General features: G+C 62.8%; 21 protein-coding genes. 9 read left to right on the plus strand and 12 right to left on the minus strand.

The window, feature by feature from the left end; translation table 11 throughout:
• Positions 1–117: 117 nt before the first annotated feature.
• The 5 genes from NJG22_RS21015 to dadA form a co-directional block, all read right to left on the minus strand.
• Positions 118–1,977: an acetyl-CoA hydrolase/transferase C-terminal domain-containing protein gene (locus NJG22_RS21015; protein WP_253097434.1), complete on the minus strand. Its 1,860-nt coding sequence runs from the start codon at positions 1,975–1,977 to the stop codon at positions 118–120.
• Positions 1,978–2,121: 144 nt separating this feature from the next.
• Positions 2,122–2,544: a c-type cytochrome gene (locus NJG22_RS21020; RefSeq protein ID WP_177414180.1), complete on the minus strand. Its 423-nt coding sequence runs from the start codon at positions 2,542–2,544 to the stop codon at positions 2,122–2,124.
• A gap of 136 nt (positions 2,545–2,680) precedes the next feature.
• Positions 2,681–3,229: a cupin domain-containing protein gene (locus NJG22_RS21025; protein WP_134689215.1), complete on the minus strand. Its 549-nt coding sequence runs from the start codon at positions 3,227–3,229 to the stop codon at positions 2,681–2,683.
• 108 nt (positions 3,230–3,337) lie between these two features.
• Positions 3,338–4,411, minus strand: a complete 1,074-nt coding sequence (gene alr / locus NJG22_RS21030) for an alanine racemase (protein WP_253097436.1) — start codon at positions 4,409–4,411, stop codon at positions 3,338–3,340.
• Positions 4,412–4,520: 109 nt separating this feature from the next.
• Positions 4,521–5,825: a D-amino acid dehydrogenase gene (gene dadA / locus NJG22_RS21035; RefSeq protein WP_253097437.1), complete on the minus strand. Its 1,305-nt coding sequence runs from the start codon at positions 5,823–5,825 to the stop codon at positions 4,521–4,523.
• A 155-nt stretch (positions 5,826–5,980) separates the two neighbouring features.
• Here dadA and dadR point away from each other — a divergent pair, with 155 nt between their 5' ends.
• Complete coding sequence (dadR, locus tag NJG22_RS21040) at positions 5,981–6,469, plus strand: transcriptional regulator DadR (protein ID WP_003258963.1); 489 nt, start codon at positions 5,981–5,983, stop codon at positions 6,467–6,469.
• A gap of 4 nt (positions 6,470–6,473) precedes the next feature.
• On the opposite strand, the gene NJG22_RS21045 is transcribed toward dadR, so the two are convergent.
• Positions 6,474–6,827, minus strand: coding sequence for a YkgJ family cysteine cluster protein (locus NJG22_RS21045; RefSeq protein ID WP_253097439.1), 354 nt, complete (start codon positions 6,825–6,827; stop codon positions 6,474–6,476).
• A gap of 126 nt (positions 6,828–6,953) precedes the next feature.
• On the opposite strand from NJG22_RS21045, the gene NJG22_RS21050 reads away from it, so the two are divergent.
• On the plus strand, positions 6,954–8,246 hold the full coding sequence (locus NJG22_RS21050) for an FAD-binding oxidoreductase (RefSeq protein ID WP_253097444.1): 1,293 nt from the start codon (positions 6,954–6,956) through the stop codon (positions 8,244–8,246).
• A 31-nt stretch (positions 8,247–8,277) separates the two neighbouring features.
• Here the strand turns inward: NJG22_RS21050 and NJG22_RS21055 are convergent, their stop codons facing one another.
• The gene (locus NJG22_RS21055; RefSeq protein WP_217851779.1) at positions 8,278–8,493 is read right to left on the minus strand and encodes a DUF1127 domain-containing protein; all 216 of its coding nucleotides are present in this window, start codon (positions 8,491–8,493) and stop codon (positions 8,278–8,280) included.
• 179 nt (positions 8,494–8,672) lie between these two features.
• On the opposite strand from NJG22_RS21055, the gene NJG22_RS21060 reads away from it, so the two are divergent.
• Entirely contained in the window at positions 8,673–10,103 is a 1,431-nt protein-coding gene (locus NJG22_RS21060; RefSeq protein ID WP_253097446.1) for a PLP-dependent aminotransferase family protein, read from the plus strand.
• Between the two features lie 60 nt (positions 10,104–10,163).
• On the plus strand, positions 10,164–11,714 hold the full coding sequence (locus tag NJG22_RS21065; protein WP_253097449.1) for a phospholipase D family protein: 1,551 nt from the start codon (positions 10,164–10,166) through the stop codon (positions 11,712–11,714).
• Between the two features lie 21 nt (positions 11,715–11,735).
• Here NJG22_RS21065 and NJG22_RS21070 read toward each other — a convergent pair whose 3' ends face one another.
• Both NJG22_RS21070 and NJG22_RS21075 read right to left on the minus strand, forming a co-directional pair.
• Positions 11,736–12,875, minus strand: coding sequence for an MFS transporter (locus tag NJG22_RS21070; protein WP_253097451.1), 1,140 nt, complete (start codon positions 12,873–12,875; stop codon positions 11,736–11,738).
• A gap of 103 nt (positions 12,876–12,978) precedes the next feature.
• Positions 12,979–14,472, minus strand: coding sequence for an aldehyde dehydrogenase (locus NJG22_RS21075; protein ID WP_134689206.1), 1,494 nt, complete (start codon positions 14,470–14,472; stop codon positions 12,979–12,981).
• Between the two features lie 196 nt (positions 14,473–14,668).
• Here NJG22_RS21075 and NJG22_RS21080 point away from each other — a divergent pair, with 196 nt between their 5' ends.
• Positions 14,669–15,028, plus strand: coding sequence for a cupin domain-containing protein (locus tag NJG22_RS21080; RefSeq protein ID WP_253097453.1), 360 nt, complete (start codon positions 14,669–14,671; stop codon positions 15,026–15,028).
• Positions 15,029–15,123: 95 nt separating this feature from the next.
• Here NJG22_RS21080 and rpmG read toward each other — a convergent pair whose 3' ends face one another.
• Both rpmG and rpmB read right to left on the minus strand, forming a co-directional pair.
• Entirely contained in the window at positions 15,124–15,279 is a 156-nt protein-coding gene (rpmG, locus tag NJG22_RS21085) for a 50S ribosomal protein L33 (RefSeq protein ID WP_003253507.1), read from the minus strand.
• Positions 15,280–15,289: 10 nt separating this feature from the next.
• Positions 15,290–15,526, minus strand: coding sequence for a 50S ribosomal protein L28 (rpmB, locus tag NJG22_RS21090; RefSeq protein WP_003258972.1), 237 nt, complete (start codon positions 15,524–15,526; stop codon positions 15,290–15,292).
• Between the two features lie 363 nt (positions 15,527–15,889).
• Between rpmB and NJG22_RS21095 the strand changes: the two genes are divergently transcribed.
• The 3 genes from NJG22_RS21095 (at position 15,890) to NJG22_RS21105 (ending at position 19,580) form a co-directional block, all read left to right on the plus strand.
• Positions 15,890–17,479, plus strand: coding sequence for an ABC transporter substrate-binding protein (locus tag NJG22_RS21095; protein WP_253097455.1), 1,590 nt, complete (start codon positions 15,890–15,892; stop codon positions 17,477–17,479).
• Between the two features lie 311 nt (positions 17,480–17,790).
• Positions 17,791–17,958, plus strand: coding sequence for a hypothetical protein (locus NJG22_RS21100; RefSeq protein WP_253097457.1), 168 nt, complete (start codon positions 17,791–17,793; stop codon positions 17,956–17,958).
• 8 nt (positions 17,959–17,966) lie between these two features.
• Positions 17,967–19,580 carry an anti-phage dCTP deaminase gene (locus NJG22_RS21105; protein WP_253097467.1) on the plus strand — a complete coding sequence of 538 codons (1,614 nt, stop codon included), beginning with the start codon at positions 17,967–17,969 and terminating at the stop codon, positions 19,578–19,580.
• 42 nt (positions 19,581–19,622) lie between these two features.
• Here the strand turns inward: NJG22_RS21105 and radC are convergent, their stop codons facing one another.
• A complete protein-coding gene (gene radC / locus NJG22_RS21110; protein WP_253097470.1) occupies positions 19,623–20,297 on the minus strand; it encodes a DNA repair protein RadC in 675 nt (224 codons plus the stop codon).
• 136 nt (positions 20,298–20,433) lie between these two features.
• On the opposite strand from radC, the gene coaBC reads away from it, so the two are divergent.
• Positions 20,434–21,645, plus strand: coding sequence for a bifunctional phosphopantothenoylcysteine decarboxylase/phosphopantothenate--cysteine ligase CoaBC (gene coaBC, locus NJG22_RS21115; protein ID WP_253097478.1), 1,212 nt, complete (start codon positions 20,434–20,436; stop codon positions 21,643–21,645).
• Positions 21,646–21,648 lie beyond the last annotated feature (3 nt).

Here is a 21,648-nt window from a genome sequence, read left to right on the forward strand (position 1 = left end):
CCTTGTGTCGCGAAAGGGCCGCAAAGCGGCCCCGGCGATTTTTGCATGAACGCTGAAATCCTGGGGCCGCTACGCGCCCCTTTCGCGACACGAGGCCGCTCCTACAGGGGGCCAGCATTATCGCGTTGCCTGAAGCGCCGCCAGCAGCAACCGCTGATATAGCTCCTCCTTCAAACCCTGAGGGTCATCCAGCCGCATCCGCGCCAACTGTGCCCCATACCCCTCCGGCCCTGGCGCATCCAGCGCCGCCTTGCCCAGTTCCAGCGCCTCGCTCAGCTTGAATTTGCTCTTCAGCCAGTTCAGCGCCCTTAGCAGGTCGCGCTCCTCGGCTGTGAAATCACTGCCCAACGGATACTCCGGGAACAACCGCGCATGCCGTGCCCGGATCGTCGCCAGACGCTCGGGCGTATTGTCGGTGTAGCACGCCTCCAGCACGAACGTCCTGGCCAGCTTGCCCGCCGCCTTGGCCTGGGCCATCAGTTCGCCCTGGAAACGCGAATCGCAAATCGCCAACAGCCGCGCGATCACTTCGCTGTCGGTCTGCCCACGCAGGTCGGCGATGCCGTACTCGGTGATCACGATATCGCGCAAGTGCCGAGGAATGGTGCAATGGCCGTAGCTCCAGTACAGGTTTGAGGTGACCTCGCCGCCAGCCTCGCGCCAACTGCGCAACAGCAGGACCGAGCGCCCGCCTTCCAGCGCATGGCCCTGGGCGACGAAGTTGTACTGCCCGCCCACCCCGCTGAGCACCCGACCATCCTCCAGCTGGTCGGCAACGCCAGCACCGAGTAAGGTCATGCCGAACACCGTGTTGAGGAAGCGGGCATCTCGCCGCTGGCGGCGCTTGAGGTCTTCCTGGCCGTACAGCTCGTTGATGAAGCTGATCGCGCTCATGGCATAACGCGCACGCTGAGCCAACGGCATCTCCCGCAGACGCTGGTAGAACGCCCGAGGCCCAAGGAAGAAGCCACCGTGGATCAATACCCCGCGCTCGTCCGCCGGGCGTCGCACCACTCCGGCTTCGGCCAGCACCAACAGGCCGTTGACGAACATCTCGCTGCAGCCGTAGAGGCCCTGGGCAAAGGTGTCCAGGCCCCCTTCCCGGTCGATCAACGCCTGCCACGGCGCCACACCCAGCTCGCCGAGCAACGCGCGATAACCTGCGTTATCGCCCTGGCGCGCCAACAGCGCCGCGGTCACGGCATCGCCCATGGCGCCAATGCCGACCTGCAAGGTGCCGCCATCGCGCACCAGGGCGCTGGCATACAGGCCGATGCAATGGTCCTGGGTCGTCACCGGCATGTTCGGCGTGGAGAACAAGCGGCGCTGCTCGGGTTGCTCGATCAGCAGGTCGAACTGCTCCAGCTCCAGTTCCGACGCACCGGGCATATAGGGCAGCTCGCTGTGCACCTGGCCAAGTACCAGGATGGTCTCGCCCGCCGCCCGGCGCCGGGCGATCATCGGCAGCAGGTCGAGGGTGATATCGGGATTGCAGGCCAGGCTTAGATGATCGGGCCGCTCCGGCGTGGCCGCCACCAGTTGGGCGACCAGGTTCAGGCCCTTGGCGTTGATGTCGCGGGCGGCATGGCTGTAGTTGCTGCTGACGTAATGCTGCTGCGCCGGTTCGCTGTGCAACAGGCTGCCGGGCTGCATGAAGAACTGCTCGACCCGGATGTTTGGCGGCAGCCTGTCGGCGCGCAGGTCGGCCAGGTAGGTCAGCTCCTCGTAGTCGGCGAACACCCGCTCGACGAAGGGCTCGAGGAAGCGGCGCTGCAAGCCGTCGCCCAGGGGTGGGCGGCCGAGGGACAGGGCGGTGTAGATGGTCAGACGCCGTTCGGGCAGGTCGCGCACCCGCGCATAGAGCGCATTGACGAAAGCGTTGGGTTTGCCCAGGCCCAGGGGCAGGCCCATGTGAATGTGGGTGGGCAGGCGCTTCAGGACTTCGTCCACGGCCTGGTCGATGGGGCAGCGCTGCATCTGGGCCTCCTGGGTCATCCGTGGGGTCAGGACGTTGGACAGGGACTTGAGCGGGTTGGTTGCCTGCCCCGCGATGAGGCCGGTACTGGCATACAAAAACAAAACCCGCCATCAGCGGCGGGCTTGCTTGAAATCAGGCCGGGTTCACAGGCCCGACATCTTCTTGATCGCACCCTTGAGGTCATCGTCCGAGCAGTCTGCGCAGGTGCCTTTCGGTGGCATGGCGTTGATCCCGGTAATGGCCTTGGCCAGGATGCCGTCGAGGCCGCCCTGGTGGTCGGCGCGCTCTTTCCAGGCGGCGGTGTCGCCGATCTTGGGCGCGTTCAGCAGGCCGGTGCCATGGCAAGCGTTGCAGTGCTTGGCGATGATCTCGTCCGGCGTCTTGGCAGCGCCGCCGCCGGCAGTGGCAGCCACTTCCATGCCCTTGCATTCCTGGCCCTGCACGCACACCTGGCCCACCGGCTCGAGCCGCTTGGCGATGTCGTCGTTGGTTGCAGCGGTTGCGCTCATTGCCCAAAGGGCGAATACAGCTGCTGGTACGGCCAGCATCTTCTTGATTTGGTTCACGCGAACACCCTCATGGTGGCTAATCACGCCCGCGGCCACGGAATTGCGAGCGTTGAAAAGTATAGCGGGAACCCGGAAGGCGTGAAACGACCACACTCAGGGAAAGGGTATTGGCGAATCAATGCACTGCGCTGGATCAAAAGTTCGACGGGGTGGCGGCGCTGATCAGCCGGGCCGGCTCGGCGAACGGATTGCGGAAACGGTGCGGGCGGGTGCTTTCGAAGTAGTAGCTGTCGCCGGCTTCGAGAATGAAGATCTCGGTGCCGACCACCAGCTCCAGACGGCCCTCGAGGAGGATGCCAGTCTCTTCACCGTCATGGGTGAGCATTTCCGCGCCGGTGTCGGCGCCCGGCGGGTAGACCTCGGTCAGAAACGCGATGGCGCGGTTGGGGTGCGACTTGCCGACCAGCTTCATGGTCACCGCGCCGTCGGAGATGTCGATCAGTTCATGGGCCTTGTAGACGATCTGGGTCGGGCTTTCCGGCGCCAGCTCCACCGAAAAGAACTCGACCATGGACATGGGGATGCCGCTGAGCACCTTGCGCAGGGAGCTGATCGACGGGCTCACGCTGTTCTTCTCGATCATCGAGATGGTGCTGTTGGTCACCCCCGCGCGCTTGGCGAGTTCGCGCTGGGACAGGCCCTTGAGCTTGCGGATGGCTTGCAGTCGTTCACCGACGTCCAAAGCGGGAGCCTCCTGAAACGGTCGAGGTGGGGGAAGTGTGAACGATATGATGGCAATGCCGTTCAGTATTTACAACACACAGCCCCGCAGCCTGTCCGCTTCAGCGCCTTATTCGCCGATATAGTCCAGTGGCACGCGCTTGAGATTGCAGAAGATCTGGTACGGAATGGTCCCGGCCTGCAGCGCCACGTCGCTGGCCAGTACCTGCTTGCCCCACAGCTCGACCGGGCTGCCGACGGTGGCCTCGGGCACCTCGGTGAGGTCGACGCAGAGCATGTCCATCGAAACCCGCCCGATCAACTGGGTGCGTTTGCCAGCCACCACCACCGGAGTGCCGGTGGGCGCCTGGCGCGGGTAGCCATCGGCATAGCCCATGGCGACCACGCCAACCCGGGTCGGGCGCGGGCTGATGAACTTGGCGCCATAGCCCACCGGTTCACCGGCGGGCAGCTCGCGTACGCTGATGATCCGCGATTGCAGGGTCATCACCGGCTGCAGACGGGCCGCCTCGGCCTGCGCCACCTCGAACGGGGTCGCGCCGTAGAGCATGATGCCCGGGCGCACCCAGTCGCTCTTGATGCTCGGCCAGCCGAGCACGGCCGGCGAGTTGCGCAGGCTGCACTCGGCGGCCAGGCCCTGACGCGCGGCCTCGAACACCGCGACCTGCGCCTCGGTGGCGGCGGCGTCCAGCTCATCGGCGCGGGCAAAGTGGCTCATCAGCACGATGCGCGAAACCTTGCCGCTGGCCAGCAGGCGCTGGTAGGCGTCGTGGTAGTCCTTGGGGTGAATGCCGACCCGATGCATGCCGGTGTCCAGCTTCAGCCAGAGGGTCAGCGGCTTGTGCACCTGGCTTTGCTCGATCGCTTCGAGCTGCCACAGCGAATGCACCACGCACCACAGGTCATGCTCGGCGATCAGCGCCAGCTCGCCAACCTCGAAGAAACCCTCGAGCAGCAGCACCGGGGCCTTGATGCCCGCCGCGCGCAGCTCCAGGGCTTCCTCGATGCAGGCCACGGCAAAGCCGTCGGCCTCGGTTTCCAGGGCCAGGGCGCAACGCACCGCGCCATGGCCATAGGCGTCGGCCTTGACCACCGCCAGGGCCTTGGCACCGGTCAGCTCACGGGCCAGGCGGTAGTTGTGACGGAGGGCTTGGAGATCGATCAGGGCACGGGCGGGGCGCATGGCGGCAGCCTTATGGTGTTCAGGTTGAAATCGGTGTTGGTTCTTTAACGGGGCAAGTCGCAGCGACGGCGCGGCAACTTGCCCCGCGAAAGGGCCGGTGCAGGCGACCTTACTGCTGGTGGGCAGGCGCGGCCTGGCCGTGCTTGGCCTGCTCCCGGTTGTTACCGTAGCGGGAGATATCCAGGCCTTCGGCGCTGATCTGCGGCTTCTTGCGGGCGATCAGATCGGCCAGCAAACGGCCGGATCCACACGCCATGGTCCATCCCAGGGTGCCGTGACCGGTATTGAGGAACAGGTTACGGAACCGGGTGGCGCCCACGATCGGGGTGCCGTCCGGGGTCGCCGGACGCAGGCCGGTCCAGAAGCTGGCCTGGCTCAGGTCGCCGCCGCGAGGATAAAGGTCGTTGACGATCATCTCCAGCGTTTCGCGTCGACGCGGGTTCAGCGACAGGTCAAAACCGGCAATTTCAGCCATGCCACCGACACGGATGCGGTTGTCGAAGCGGGTGATGGCGACCTTGTAGGTCTCGTCGAGGATGGTCGAGGTCGGTGCCATGTCGCCATTGGTGATCGGCACGGTCAGCGAATAGCCCTTGAGCGGGTATACCGGCGCCTTGATGCCCAGCGGCTTGAGCAATTGCGGCGAGTAGCTGCCCAGTGCCAGCACGTAGCGGTCGGCGGTTTCCAGCTTGCCGTCGATCCACACGCCGTTGATCCGATCACCGGCGAAGTCCAGGCGCTGGATATCCTGGCCGAAGCGGAATTCGACGCCCAGCTTGATGGCCATGTCGGCGAGCTTGGTGGTGAACAGCTGGCAGTCGCCGGTCTGGTCGTTGGGCAGGCGCAGGGCGCCGGCCAGGATGTCCTTGACGCCGGCCAGGGCCGGTTCGACGCGGGCGATGCCATCGCGGTCGAGCAGCTCGTAAGGCACGCCGGACTGCTCGAGCACGGCGATGTCCTTGGCCGCGGCATCCACCTGGGCCTGGGTGCGGAACAGCTGGGTAGTGCCCAGGCTGCGGTTCTCGTAGGCGATGCCGGTTTCGGCGCGCAGCTCGTCGAGGCAGTCGCGGCTGTACTCGGACAGGCGCACCATGCGCTCCTTGTTCACCGCGTAGCGGCTGGCGGTGCAGTTGCGCAGCATCTGCGCCATCCACAGGTACTGGTCGACATCGCCGGTCAACTTGATGGCCAGGGGCGCGTGGCGCTCGAGCAGCCACTTGATGGCCTTGAGCGGCACGCCTGGGGCGGCCCAGGGCGAGGCATAGCCGGGCGAGATCTGGCCGGCGTTGGCAAAGCTGGTTTCCATGGCCACCGCCGGCTGGCGATCGACCACCGTCACCTCGAAACCTTGCCGGGCCAGATAGTAGGCACTGGCGGTTCCGATGACACCGCTACCAAGTACCAGCACTCGCATTGTTCATCCCTCGCACGCGGCTCGCCGCAGTCTTTTGTTGATATGGCATGGATGCGCGCATTGTATGAACTACAGACCAGTGCAATTCACTATATAAACGCCTATATTTGGCGAGAATTCTCGGCAACATTGCCTTTCACGGAGGGGCATCCCCTATGAGAACCCAGCATCAAAGCAAGCGTGAACTGGACAAGATAGACCGCAACATCCTGCGGATCCTGCAGAATGACGGGCGTATCTCGTTCACCGAACTGGGCGAGAAAGTCGGGCTGTCCACCACTCCTTGCACCGAGCGCGTACGCCGCCTGGAGCGCGAGGGAATCATCATGGGCTACAACGCCCGCCTCAACCCGCAGCACTTGAAGGGCAGCCTGCTGGTGTTCGTCGAGATCAGCCTGGACTACAAGTCCGGCGACACTTTCGAGGAGTTCCGCCGCGCAGTGCTCAAGCTGCCCCACGTGCTGGAATGCCACCTGGTGTCGGGTGACTTCGACTACCTGGTGAAAGCTCGCATTTCGGAGATGGCCTCGTACCGCAAGCTGCTCGGCGACATCCTGCTCAAGCTGCCCCATGTGCGCGAGTCGAAGAGCTACATCGTGATGGAGGAAGTCAAAGAGAGCCTGTGCCTGCCGATTCCGGACTGAGGCCTCAGACCAGTACCTGACGGGTGCTGGCGATATAGTTATGCACCAGCTGTTCGGCCGCCGGGTCGATCGGCTGCTGCGGGCCACGGCCACGGGGGCAGGCCAGGCGCGGCGTGGTGCCGAACAGGCGGCAGATCATCGGCCGCTCTTGGTACACCGTGCAGCCGCCAGGCCCCAGGTGCACGCAGTCCAGGCGCTCCAGCGCGGCATCCTGTTCGGCCTGGGTCTTGCGCGGCAGGCGGGCCATTTCCTCGGCCGAGGTGGTGACCGGGCCACAGCAATCATGGCAGCCGGGCTCGCACTCGAACGAGGGGATGAGTTCGCGCAGGAAGTGGATCTTGTGGCGGTTGCAGGACATGACCGAAGACAGAACGATGAATGTGCCTGGATTATAAGCCCAATCGCAGGGTGGGCCGATGCGACTTGCCCCGCGATTGACCAACTGCCTATCCTCCCCCTTTAGTCTCAACCCAGGAATCGCCCCATGGTCTACAGCGCGCAGCACGCCGCCTCCTACTACGCCGCCAGCAGCGCGCCACACCCAGACCATCCGTTCCTGCAAGGCGAGCACAGCGCCGACGTATGCATCGTCGGCGGCGGCTACTCGGGCCTGAACACCGCCATCGAACTGGCCGAGCGCGGGTTCTCGGTGATCCTCCTCGAAGCCCGCAAGCTCGGCTGGGGCGCCAGCGGCCGCAACGGTGGCCAGCTCATCCGTGGCGTCGGCCACGGCCTCGAGCAGTTTCTCCCGGTGATCGGTGAAGAAGGCGTTCGCAGCCTCAAGCTGATGGGCCTGGAAGCCGTGGAAATGGTCCGCGACCGCGTCGAGCGCCATGGCATCGACTGCGACCTGACCTGGGGCTACTGCGACCTGGCCAACAAGCCCGCCGAGCTGCAAGGCTTCGCCGAGGACGCCGAGGAACTGCGCAGCCTGGGTTATCGCCACGAACTGCGCCTGGTGCAGCCCGGCGAGGTGCATACGGTGGTGGGTTCGGACCGCTATGTCGGTGGCCTGGTCGACATGGGCTCAGGCCACCTGCACCCGCTCAACCTGGCACTTGGCGAAGCCGCCGTGGCCAGCAGCCTGGGCGTCGGCCTGTACGAGCAATCGCAAGTGTCCCGCATCGAGTATGGCCCCGAGGTGAAGGTACACACCGCCCAGGGGCGGGTGCGGGCCAAGACCCTCGTGCTGTGCTGCAACGCCTACCACAACGACCTCAACCGCGAACTGGGCGGCAAGGTGCTGCCCGCCGGCAGCTATATCATCGCCACCGAGCCGTTGGGCGAGGCGCGCGCGCGGCAACTGCTGCCGCAGAACATGGCGGTATGCGACCAGCGTGTGGCGCTGGACTACTACCGCCTGTCCGCCGACCACCGCCTGCTGTTCGGCGGCGCCTGTCATTATTCCGGGCGCGACCCACGGGATATCGCCGCCTACATGCGGCCGAAGATGCTCAAGGTGTTCCCGCAACTGGCCGATGTGCGCATCGACTACCAATGGGGCGGCATGATCGGCATCGGCGCCAACCGCCTGCCGCAGATCGGCCGCCTGGCCAGCCAGCCCAACGTCTATTACGCCCAGGCCTATTCCGGCCATGGCCTGAACGCCACCCACCTGGCCGCACGCCTGCTGGGCGAGGCCATCAGCGGCCAGCAGGGCGGGCGCTTCGACCTGTTCGCCAAGGTGCCGCACCCGACTTTCCCCGGCGGCAAGCTGATGCGCTCGCCATTGCTGGCACTGGGGATGCTCTGGTATCGGCTCAAGGAGCTGGTCTGACGCTGCCCGCCGAAGCAGGCCATAGCCGCGGCTACGCCTTCCAGAACGGCTTGCAGCCCTCTTTCCACGCTTCTTCGCAGCTCAACCCGATATCCTGCAACTGGCGCGCATCCAGGTCCAGCAGGGCCTTGCGGGTGCGCCATCGGTGCAGCATCTGGCCAAGACGAGTGTCGTAGACCTGGGTGCGTTGCCCTGCCTCCAGCTCCTTGGCCAACAACTGCACACGCACATCGCTCATGCTTCCCATCGCCGTACTCTCCCTACTCAGCTGATACCGTGGAGTAAGCATGCGCGCCAGACCCGCGAGGATACAGATCCAACACCGGTTTATTATTCCCATACAGAATTGGCACAAACTCGGCTGAATGCAGTATTTTCTGGCTATCTGTATCGGTACCTGACCCGCCCCCTGCGCAGGAGTATCCCGTGACGCTCTACTTCAACCTGGCCGAACTGCTCGGCTCGCGCATCGAGCAAGGCCTCTACCGCCCGGGCCAGCGCCTGCCGTCGGTGCGCGCCCTGAGCGTGGAACACGGCGTCAGCCTGAGCACCGTGCAGCAGGCCTACCGCTTGCTGGAAGACAACGGCCTGGTCTCGCCCCGGCCAAAGTCCGGCTATTTCGTCGCCGAAGACCGCCAGCTCCCGGCCCTGCCCGACATCAGCCGACCAGCCCAACGGCCGGTGGATATCTCCCAGTGGGAACAGGTGCTCGAGCTGGTGCGTGCCACCCCGCACCCCGACGTGATCCAGCTCGGCCGTGGCATGCCCGATGTCGACAGCCCCACGCTCAAGCCGCTGCTACGCAGCCTGGCGCAGATCAGCCGGCGCATGGACATGCCCGGCCTGTACTACGACAACATCCACGGCAACGCCCACCTGCGCGAGCAGATCGCCCGGTTGATGCTCGACTCCGGCTGCCGCCTGGGCCCGTCAGACCTGGTGGTCACCACCGGTTGCCATGAGGCGTTGTCATGCAGCATCCGCGCCGTGTGCCAGCCGGGCGACATCGTCGCGGTCGATTCGCCCAGCTTCCATGGCGCCATGCAGACGCTCAAGGGCCTGGGCATGAAAGCCCTGGAGATCCCCACCGACCCGATCACCGGCATCAGCCTGGAGGCCCTGGAGCTGGCCCTGGAGCAGTGGCCGATCAAGCTCATCCAGATCACCCCCAGCTGCAACAACCCAATGGGCTACATCATGCCCGAGGCGCGCAAGAAGGCCCTGCTGACGCTGGCCCAGCGCTACGACGTGGCGATCCTCGAGGACGATGTGTATGGCGACCTGGCCTACACCTACCCGCGCCCGCGTACCCTCAAGTCATTCGACGACGATGGCCGGGTACTGCTGTGCAGTTCGTTCTCCAAGACCCTCGCCCCCGGCCTGCGGGTCGGCTGCGTGGCGCCGGGGCGCTACCTGGAACGGGTGCTGCACATGAAGTACATCAGCACCGGCAGCACCGCCTGCCAGCCACAGTTGGCGGTCGCCGACTTCATCGCCGAAGGCCACTACCAACCGCACCTGCGGCGCATGCGCAGCCAGTACCAGCGCGGCCGCGATCTGATGTGCGACTGGGTGACCCGCTACTTCCCGCCCGGTACCCGCGCCAGCCGGCCACAGGGCGGCTTCATGCTGTGGGTGGAATTGCCGGAAAGTTTCGATACGCTGCGCCTGAACCGCGCTTTACTGGAACAAGGTGTGCAGATCGCCGTCGGCAGCATCTTCTCGGCCTCGGGCAAGTACCGCAACTGCCTGCGCATGAACTTCGCCGCCCGGCCCACGGCGCAGGTCGAAGCCGCCGTACGCAAGGTCGGTGAGACCGCCCTTCGTCTACTGGATGCCGAACGCACCGGCGGGTAACTTTGCGCCGCTTGCCACGGTCCAACCCCATAAGCCCTTGCTGCACAGGACGATCCACCCTTGAGATTCCAGCGCGCCTTGCCTCTGCTGCTGGTGCTGCTGCTCGGCCTGTCGGGCTGCGCCAGCGTCGGCACGCCCCGCGAAGTCAGCCAGGCCCTGCCGGCCGGCGCCTCGGCGTTCGGCCGTTCGGTACAGCGCCAGGCCGCGCCCTACGAAGGGCGCTCGGGCTTTCGCCTGCTGCCCAACAGCAACGAGGCGTTCCGCGCCCGCGCCGAGCTGATCCGCAACGCCCAGGCCAGCATCGACCTGCAGTACTACATCGTCCACGACGGCCTCAGCACCCGCGCCCTGGTGCACGAGCTGCTGCGCGCCGCCGACCGCGGCGTGCGCGTGCGCATCCTGCTCGACGACACCACCAGCGACGGCCTGGACAACCTGATGGGCACCCTCGCCGCCCACCCGAACATCCATATCCGCGTGTTCAACCCCCTGCACCTGGGGCGCAGCACCGGGGCTACCCGCGCCGTCGGCCGGCTGTTCAACCTGTCGCGCCAGCACCGGCGCATGCACAACAAGCTGTTTCTGGTGGACAACAGCATGGCCATCGTCGGCGGGCGCAACCTGGGCGACGAATATTTCGACGCCGAGCCCAACCTCAACTTCACCGACATCGACCTGCTGGGCGTCGGGCCTGTGGCCGAACAGCTCGGCCACAGTTTCGACCAGTACTGGAACAGCGCCCTGAGCCGGCCCATCGGCGACTTCCTCTGGTGGCCGCCCGACGCAGGCGACCTGTGGGCCAGCCGACAGCGCCTGGAAGTGTCCCTGGCCGAGGCGCGCACCCGGCGCAAGGCCCTGTACGACCGGCTCATGGCCTACCAGACCGAACCACGCCTGGACATCTGGCGCAACGAGCTGATCTGGGCCCACGGCCAGGCGCTGTGGGACGCACCGAGCAAGGTGCTGGCCGATGACGAGCCAGACCCGCAACTGTTGCTGACCCAGCAACTGGCCCCGGACCTGAACGCCGTGCACAAGGAGCTGATCCTGGTCTCGGCCTATTTCGTGCCGGGCGAACCGGGCCTGCTGTACCTCACCAGCCGGGCCGACGCCGGCACCTCGGTCAAGCTGCTGACCAACGCGCTGGAGGCCACCGACGTGCCAGCGGTGCACGGTGGCTACGCACCCTACCGTCGCGCCCTGCTGGAGCACGGCGTGCAGCTGTACGAGCTGCGCCGCCAGCCCGGCTCGCCGCGGCTGCGGCTGGGCTTTCACGGCAGCTCTGATTCGAGCCTGCACAGCAAGGCGATGGTCTTCGACCGACGCAAGACCTTCATCGGCTCGTTCAACTTCGACCCGCGCTCGGTGCTGTGGAACACCGAAGTCGGCGTGCTGGTGGACAGCCCCGAGCTGGCCGAGTACACCCGCGAACTGGCGGTGCAGGGCATGGCCCCGGCGCTGAGCTACCAGGTCAAGCTGGTGGACGGCAAGCTGGCCTGGGCGACCGAGGACAATGGCCAGCGGCACATGCTGGTGACCGAGCCTGGCGGCCTGTGGCGGCGCTTCAATGCCTGGATCAGCAAGGCGGTCGGGCTGGAGAAGATGTTGTAGAACGCATCACCGGACAAGCGCTCAGGCCGACGCCGGCTCGAAGGCACCCCGCCGCCGGGTCAGCAGTACCAACCCCGCCGCGCCCACCGCCATCAGCAACGGCAACGCATGCCCGCTGATCCATTGGCTACCCGCGCCGGCCAGCAACGGCCCGATCAGGCAACCGATGCCCCACAGCTGCGCCACGTGGGCGTTGGCACGCACCAGCGCGTCGTCGCGGTAGCGCTCGCCAATCAGCACCAGCGACAACGTGAACAAGCCACCGGCACTGGCGCCGAACAGCACCCACAACGGCCAGATCGCCAGCGTATGCAACAGCAACGGAATCGCCAGGCTCGACAGCAGCAAGGTCACGGCGCAACCGCTGAACAGCGTGCGCCGCGACATGCGGTCGGCCAGCGCGCCAATCGGCAGTTGCAACAGCGCATCCCCCACTACCACCGTGCTGACCATGAACAACGCCACTTCCGTGGTGAAGCCCTGCTGCAGGCAGTACACCGGCAACAGGGTGAGGATCATCGCCTCGAACGCGGCGAACAAGGCGATGGCCCAGGCGATCACCGGCAGGCGCCGGCAGAAACCGAACAAGTCGACGAGGGTAACGCTGCACGCCTCGGTGGTCGGCGCGCCACCGCGCCCCAACAGGATCAACGGCGCGACCAGCAGCAAGCCGGTCGCCGCCCAGAACCCGAAATCATCGTCCGAGCCCAGCAAACCCAGCAGCAACGGCCCGGCCAGTTGGCTCAGGGCATAACTGCTGCCGTACAGCGCCACCAGCCGACCACGCCACTGCTCGACCACCAGTTGGTTGATCCAGCTTTCGCCGAGGATGAACACCACGGTCAGCGACATGCCGATCATCAGCCGCAGCAACAGCCACAGCGTATAGCTGGGCAGCAGCGCCAGCAGGCCGATCGACAACGCCCCGCCCAACAGGCACAGGCGCATGGCCGCAGGCACGCCGACCCAACTGGCCAGGCGGCTGGACAAGCTGGCCCCCACCAGTACGCCGAGCGCCGGCATCGCCGCCATCACGCCAATGGCAAACCCACCGTAGCCCCAGCCCTCCAGGCGCAAGGACACCAGCGGCATGCTCACGCCGAGCGCGAGCCCGACACTGAGCACTGCGGCCAGTACGGCAAAGTAGGTTCCCCAACGCATGATGGCCTCCGGGTGGAAAAACAGGGCAGAAAGCATCGCGGGGCAAGCCCGCCCCCACGTGAGTTGTGGGAGCGGGCTTGCCCCGCGAAAAGGCGCCAGTCGATTACAGCTTGATCCAGGTCGCCTTCAGCTCGGTGTATTTGTCCAGGGCGTGCAGCGACTTGTCACGGCCGTTGCCCGACTGCTTGAAGCCACCGAACGGCGCGGTCATGTCGCCGCCGTCGTACTGGTTGACCCAGACACTGCCGGCGCGCACGGCGCGGGCGGTGTTGTGAGCCTTGGAGATATCCGCGGTCCAGATCCCGGCGGCCAGGCCATACGGGGTGTCGTTGGCAATCGCCACCGCTTCTTCGGCGGTGTCGAAGGTGATCACCGACAGCACCGGGCCGAAGATCTCTTCCTTGGCGATCTTCATGGCGTTGGTCACGCCGTCGAAGATGGTCGGCTCGACGTAGGTGCCGCCGGTTTCTTCGAGGATGCGCTTGCCACCGGCCAGCAGCTTGGCGCCGTCCTGGTGGCCGGCGTCGATGTACGACAGCACGGTGTTCATCTGCTGGGTGTCGACCAGCGCGCCGACGGTGGTCGCCGGATCCAGTGGATTGCCCGGTTTCCAGGCCTTGAGGGCCTCGACCACCATGGGCAGGAACTTGTCCTTGATCGAGCGCTCGACCAACAGGCGCGAACCTGCGGTGCAGACTTCGCCCTGGTTGAAGGCGATGGCACTGGCCGCAGCCTCGGCGGCAGCCTGCAGGTCAGGGGCATCGGCGAAGACGATGTTGGGGCTCTTGCCACCGGCTTCCAGCCAGACACGCTTCATGTTCGACTCGCCGGCATACACCATCAGTTGCTTGGCGATCTTGGTCGAGCCGGTGAACACCAGGGTGTCGACGTCCATGTGCAGGGCCAGGGCCTTGCCCACGGTGTGGCCGTAGCCTGGCAGCACGTTCAGCACGCCTTTCGGGATACCGGCCTCGATCGCCAGCTGGGCGATACGGATAGCGGTCAGTGGCGACTTCTCCGACGGCTTGAGCACGACCGAGTTACCGGTGGCCAGGGCCGGGCCGAGTTTCCAGCAGGCCATCAGCAGCGGGAAGTTCCAGGGTACGATGGCGCCAACCACACCCACTGGCTCGCGGGTAACCAGGCCGAGCTGGTCGTGCGGGGTCGGCGCGACTTCGTCGTAGACTTTGTCGATGGCTTCGGCAGTCCAGTGGATGGCCTGGGCCGCGCCGGGAATGTCGATGGAAGAGGAGTCACCGATCGGCTTGCCCATGTCGAGGGTTTCGAGCAGGGCCAGTTCCTCGACGTGCTTGCGCAGCAGGTCGGCGAAACGGATCAGCTTGGCCTTGCGCTTGGCCGGGGCCAGGCGCGACCAGGCACCAGATTCGAACACGGCGCGGGCGTTGTCGACGGCGCGGTTGGCGTCGGCCAGGTCGCAGCTGGCGACCTTGGCCAGGAAGCGTCCGTCCACCGGGCTCAGGCAGTCGAAGGTTTCACCGGAGGCGGCATCGGTGTATTCGCCGTCGATGAAGGCGCGGCCTTCGATCTTCAGTTGCTGGGCACGCTGTTCCCAGTCCGCACGAGTCAGGGTGGTCATAGGAAACTCCTCTCTTGTTAAGGTGCAACGCCGCACTGAGGACTCACGGGCGCTGTCAGAAATTCTGGCCGGGCGACGAACGCACACCGGCACCCGACACCCTAAACCAGGGCGGGGAAACTATCAATATATTTGACACGAATGGCCTAAACGCCTACTGATGTGCATTTTATTAAACAACAACAGGGTAACCACCATGAGCATCGCCAGCATCGTCGATTTTGCCCAGGTACTCACAGAAGCCGAACGCTACCGCCCGGCGGCAGAGAAAATCCTCAAGGGCGAGCCTGACCAGGCTGTCTACAACCATTACGCCAGCCCCTGCGGGCAGTTCGCCGCTGGCGTCTGGGAAGGTGAGGTGGGGCAGTGGACGGTGAGCTACACCGAGCACGAATACTGCGAAATCGTCCAGGGCGTGTCGGTACTGCGCGACCAGGAAGGCAACGCCAAGACCCTGCGCAGCGGTGACCGCTTCGTCATCCCGGCCGGCTTCAAGGGCACCTGGGAGGTGCTGGAGCCGTGCCGCAAGATCTACGTACTGTTCGAGCAGAAGTAAGCACGAAGGAGCGGGCTTGCCCCGCGATGGCATGCGGACAGGCATAAAAAAACCCGCCACCTTGCGGTTGCGGGTTTTTTCAGGTTGCCGATCAATTACTTGATCTTGGCTTCCTTGTACACCACGTGCTTGCGGACGACCGGATCGTACTTCTTGATCTCGATCTTGTCCGGAGTGGTGCGCTTGTTCTTGTCGGTGGTGTAGAAGTGGCCGGTACCGGCACTCGAAACCAGACGGATCAATTCACGCATGACGTTCTCCTTAGAACTTTTCGCCGCGAGCGCGCAGCTCGGCCAGCACTACGTCGATACCACGCTTGTCAATGACGCGCATGCCTTTGGCGGATACGCGCAGACGCACGAAACGCTTCTCGGACTCAACCCAGAAACGGTGGTGCTGCAGGTTCGGCAGGAAACGACGACGGGTTTTGTTGTTTGCGTGGGAAATGTTGTTCCCGGTTACTGGACCCTTACCAGTAACTTGACAGACTCTCGACATGACTCAGCCCTCTAAAACCACATGCCCAACCCGGCATGGGTTGGCCGCTTAATCTCTCAGTCTTTGGCGCCAGGCGCCGTGATTCTGGAGGTCTTATCGACCGGATCCGCTGATGCGACAGGCCGAGCCCCTAGAAAAGAGCGCTGCTTTATACCAGAAAGACTACGCCGCAACAACAGAAGATGAGCATCTCGGTGCTGCAAATCGCGCGCGAGCAGCATAGCGACTCGCCCGCCGCACTGTCGACCACTCGTCGACAGCCCGTGGAAAAAGAAGGTGGTCATTTGCGAAAACGCACACTAGGGTAGGACGATTTCCAGACTGCACCGGCAGATGGGCCATCTGACCAGCCAAGGAGCCGCCATGCGTGCCGCCGCCCTCTCACTCTTCTTCACCGCGCTGTGCACCGCCGGCCTGGCCCAGGCTGCGCCGCTGGCGGTATGCAGCGAAGCCAGCCCCGAAGGCTTCGACGTGGTGCAGTACAACTCGCTGACCACCACCAACGCCTCGGCCGACGTGCTGATGAACCGCCTGGTCGAATTCGACGCCGATGCAGGCAAGGTGGTGCCGAGCCTGGCGCAAAGCTGGACGGTGTCGCCCGACGGCCTGATCTACGATTTCACCCTGCGCCCGGACGTGAAGTTCCACACCACGCCGTACTTCAAGCCGAGCCGCGAGCTGGACGCCGACGATGTGCTGTTCAGCTTCCAGCGCATGCTCTACCCGGCCCATGCCTGGCACAAGACCGCCGCGGGCGGCTACCCGCATGCCCAGTCGCTGCAGCTGGGCAGCCTGATCAAGGCGATCGATGCGCCGGACCGGCACACCGTGCGTTTCACCCTGACCCATGCCGACGCCACCTTCCTGGCGACCCTGAGCATGGGCTTCGCGTCGATCTACTCCGCCGAGTACGCCGACAAGCTGCTCAAGGCCGGCACCCCGGAAAAGCTCAATAGCCAGCCGATCGGCAGCGGGCCGTTCGTGTTCCAGCGCTTCCAGAAGGACGCCGTGGTGCGCTACCGCGCCAACCCGGAGTACTTCGCCGGCAAACCGGCCGTAGACCCGCTGGTGTTCGCCATCACCCCGGACGCCAACGTGCGCCTGCAAAAGCTCAAGCGCGGCGAGTGCCAGATAGCCCTGTCGCCCAAGCCGCTGGACATCGCCGAGGCCGGCAAGGACGGCAACCTGAAAGTGGTGACCACACCGGCGTTCATGACCGCCTTCGTCGCCATCAACAGCCAGCACCCGCCACTGGACAAACCCGAGGTACGCCAGGCGATCAACCTGGCCTTCGACAAGGCCGCCTACCTGAAGGCGGTGTTCGAAGACACCGCCACCGCCGCCAACGGCCCCTATCCGCCGAACACCTGGAGCTACGCCAAGGACCTGCCCGGCTATGCCCTGGACCAAAAGAAGGCAAAGGCGCTGCTGGCCAAGGCCGGCCTGGCCAAGGGCTTCGAAACCACGATCTGGACCCGACCGGCGGGCAGCCTGCTCAACCCCAACCCCAACCTCGGCGCGCAGATGCTCCAGGCGGACCTGGCCAAGGTCGGCATCAAGGCCGAGATCCGCACCATCGAATGGGGCGAGCTGATCCGCCGCGCCAAGGCCGGCGAGCACGACCTGCTGTTCATGGGCTGGGCCGGCGACAACGGCGATCCGGACAACTTCCTCAGCCCGCAATTTGCCTGCGCGGCGGTCAAGTCCGGGACCAACTTCGCGCGCTTCTGCGACAGCCGCCTGGACCAGTTGATCAATGCCGGGCGCACCACCAACGACCAGAGCGTGCGCAGCCGCCTGTACCAGCAGGCGCAGACGCTGATCCAGCAGCAGGCGCTGTGGCTGCCACTGGCGCATCCGACGGCGGCGGCGCTGCTGCACAAAGGGGTCGAGGGTTATCAGGTGAGCCCGTTCGGGCGGCAGGATTTCAGCAAGGTGTCGGCGGTTCGCTGAGCGAGGCTACCTGAGACCGAAAGATCAAAAACATTTTAAAGGATGACCGTTGGTCATCCTTTTTTTTGGATTTTTTTTACACCTGCTAGCCTTCGCGGCCAAAGTTATGGCGCTCACAGTTCCAGGGTTGACAAAGCAGAATTCTCCTGTAGGCTGGCGCCTTGGGAGGGGCCAGCCTACAGGAGATATTAAGCACGAGCACGTTTTCGCCGTGTTTTTTTTGATTGGTGATCTAAGCTACCAAAAGCAGTAGACGATCACGAGTAAAGCGCCGCTTCATTAGGGCAATAAGCTGAGGATCAGGTGTCGAGATGAGACAAGAAGAGAGAGTAGCAAATCCATTAGTTAAACCAGTAACTGATGAAGCCGCTCGTTGTTCGGTCATCTATTCGGACGTATTCCTAGAGCACAAAAAAAAGAAAGACTACAAAACCGCGATCGCTCAAATACTGGAGCGGGCCAAAAAATTAAACTGGTGAGGTAATGAATGTCGACAGGGACCGTTAAGGCCTTTCCTCAAATTGGATCGGTCGAAGTTGTACAGCCGGATGCTAAAGAAAACCTTCGCGAAAAAATAAAATCTCGTAGAACCAAAGAGATTGTTATCGGGGTCTGCGGCGCTGTAGGTTGTAACTTACAGGATGTTGTAGCCGAACTCCGAGAGCAATTCAGCACCTTCTCTTATGAAGTTGAATACATCAAAATTAGTAGTATTATTAAAAGCTACTTTAAAGATGTCCCGCCACCCGCAAAATATCTAGGCAAAATCGACCAGATCGAAAACTTCTCTCTTTCTGCAAGATATGAAGCCTTGCAAGATCTCGGCAACTATATTCGAAGCACTTTGGGTGATGACGCTCTAGCCGTACAAGCAATAAAGTCCATTTCCTCCGAGCGTCAGATCAAAATGAACGAAAGCGGGGATGCCAACCCTCCTCGCGTCGTATACATCGTCGATCAACTTAAGCACCCAGCGGAAGTTGACTTATTCAAGCTCGTGTATAGAAATGCGTTCTTCTTAATTGGAGTAATGAGCCCTCAACAAGCTCGCCTCGAGCACTTGCAGGCTGAAGGTCTCAATTCTGTTGACGCTCAGAAGCTAGTCGAGCGTGACCGACGAGATAATGTTGATCATGGCCAACAGCTCGAAAAAACCATTCACCGCTCCGACTTTTTTGTAAAGCATAGCCTTACAAATGTTGGAAACATAACTAAACCTTGCAAACGATTCGCAGGCTTAGTCCACGGTGAAAACGGAATCACCCCTACCAAAGACGAAGCGGGGATGTATGCAGCCTACTCGGCCTCCCTCAAATCAGCCTGCCTAAGTCGGCAAGTTGGCGCCTCTATCACCAATGATAGCGGAGATGTGATTTCAGTGGGGTGGAACGATGTGCCTGCGGCAGGTGGCGGCCTCTACAATACTGAGTCGGAGCCCGATCAACGCTGCATTAATCATGGAAAAAAATGCCACAACGATGATACAAAGCAAAAGCTTGCTAAGCGAATTGTGGAAATTTTAACCAACTCCAAAAAAGACAATGCCGTCAAACAACTTAGCTTTGCAACCGCAGAAGCACAAGACTTGACTAAGATCATATTGGAGCAAACCCAACTCGGCTCAATTATAGAATATTCTCGTGCCATACACGCGGAGATGGAAGCCATTATCAATATAGCCCGAGGCGGGACTGGCAACACCTCCGGCTCTATCATGTACACCACTACATATCCGTGCCATAACTGCGCTCGACACATCATCGCAGCCGGGATCTCTCGTGTGGTTTATATTGAGCCTTACGAAAAAAGCCTAGCTATAAAGCTGCATGGCGACGCCATCACCATTGACAAAAGCTCTAGTGGAAAAGTTGTCTTTGAAAACTTCGAAGGCGTATCACCAAGCCGATACACTACTCTTTTCTCTTTCAACAACCGTAGAAAAGAATCAGATGGCTCCGCTATCCGGCTGAATAGCAAAAAAGAAGCCACACCAATTTCTAGCGAACACCTAGACTCTTACCTTGATGTTGAGTCCAAGGTGGTTGATCGAGCTGTTCAAGATAGCGGCGAGCAAGTCGACTTCCCTCCAGAGCGGGAATAAATAGTTTGGCGGTGAAAGTCACCAACACTTTCACCGCTTCACTCACATCAATCCATGCTCGACAAAAGAAAATGGGTCCGCATCACCTACAACCAGATGATCAATTAGTCTAACATCAATTAAACCTAACGCCTTTTTTAAAGTACTTGTCATATAAACATCCTCTTGACTTGGCTCCGCACCTCCAGAAGGATGATTATGACAAACAATAACAGCCGCAGCATTAAGCTCAAGACATCTTCGAACGACTTGACGTGGATGAACATGCGTCCTGTCAATCGTCCCCTCAAACAATAGCTCAAACCCTATCAAGCGATGCTTATTATCCAAAAACAAGCAGCCAAAAACCTCATTAAACCTCCCCCTTAGCTGATATTTCAAATAATCTTTAACGGATTTGGGACTATCTACGGCAGAACCCTGTTTGAGGGTTTCCGCCAAGTGACGCTTAGCAAGCTCAACCACAGCCTGCAATTGAGAATACCTCGCAAGACCGAGCCCCATTCCTGGCTTAAAGTCACTGTATTTCGCGTCCAAAAGTTTCCTGAAACCTCCAAAACGGTTCAACAATTTACGAGATAGCTCTATAGCATCGGTGCCAGAGACACCCGTGCGTAGAAATACCGCTAATAGCTCCGCGTCAGAGAGGTGCGAGGCTCCATGCTTAAGCATTTTTTCCCTAGGCCTTTCTTCCAACGGCCAATCCCTTATACCCATTCAACCTCCTATCAATGTCACGCCGAGCGAGTAACGCCGGCCATGTGTTAATCTATTTCGCCTCGTACATGAGACGTTCTGCCGCAAGCGGTTCCGAACGTCGCCGACCGTTCTCACTGGAATATAAGGCAAGCCTATGCAGCGGCTGTATCGCAAGCGCATCGTTCTCGGCGTGGGTGGCGGCATCGCCGCCTACAAGAGCGCCGAGCTGATTCGCCGACTCCTGGAACACGGCGCGCAGGTGCGCGTGGTCATGACCCGCGGGGGCGCCGAGTTCATCACCCCGCTCACGCTGCAGGCGCTGTCCGGCCACCCGGTACACATGGACCTGCTCGACCCCGCCGCCGAAGCGGCCATGGGCCATATCGAGCTGGCAAAATGGGCCGACCTGGTGCTGATCGCACCGGCCACCGCCGACCTGATGGCGCGCCTGGCCCAAGGCATGGCAGACGACCTGCTGACCACCTTGGTACTGGCCACCGACGCCACCGTCGCCGTGGCCCCGGCCATGAACCAGGCCATGTGGCGCGACCCAGCCACCCAGGACAACCTCGAGCTGCTCAAGCGCCGCGGCATCCAGGTGTTCGGCCCGGCCTCCGGCAGCCAGGCCTGCGGCGACGTCGGCCTGGGCCGCATGCTCGAAGCCACGGACCTGGCCTGGTGCGCCGCCGAGAGCTTCAAGCGCCAGGCGCTGACCGGCAAGCATGTGCTGATCACCGCCGGCCCGACCCAGGAAAACATCGACCCGGTGCGCTACATCACCAACCATAGTTCAGGGAAGATGGGCTTTGCCCTGGCCGAAGCGGCCGCCGAAGCAGGGGCTCGGGTGACCCTCGTTACCGGCCCGGTGCACCTGTCGACGCCCGATCGGGTCAGCCGCATCGACGTGGTCAGCGCCCGAGACATGCTCGCGGCCTGCGAGGCGGCCATGCCCTGCGACCTGTTCATTGCCTCGGCGGCGGTCGCAGACTACCGGCCAGAGGTAGTCGCCCCACAAAAGCTCAAGAAAGATCCCACCACCGGCGACGGCATGCTGCTGCAGATGGTGCGCAATCCCGATATCCTTGCGACCATTGCCGGTCGGGCCGATCGCCCGTTCAGCGTCGGCTTCGCCGCCGAAACCGAGCACCTGCTCGACTACGCCACGCGCAAGCTCAAGGACAAGAACCTCGACCTGATCGTCGCCAATGATGTGGCCAACCCCAGCATCGGCTTCAACAGCGAGGAGAACGCCCTGACCGTGATCGACCGCCAGCAGCACCAGACCCTCTTCGCGCAGACCAGCAAGGGCAAGATCGCCCGTCAGCTGGTCGCCTTCATCGCCGAACGGCTCAACCAGGTTCAATAAGTT

The sequence above is a fragment of the Pseudomonas sp. VA159-2 genome, assembly GCF_024126635.1.
In the GTDB taxonomy this organism is placed as follows: Bacteria; Pseudomonadota; Gammaproteobacteria; order Pseudomonadales; family Pseudomonadaceae; genus Aquipseudomonas; species Aquipseudomonas muyukensis.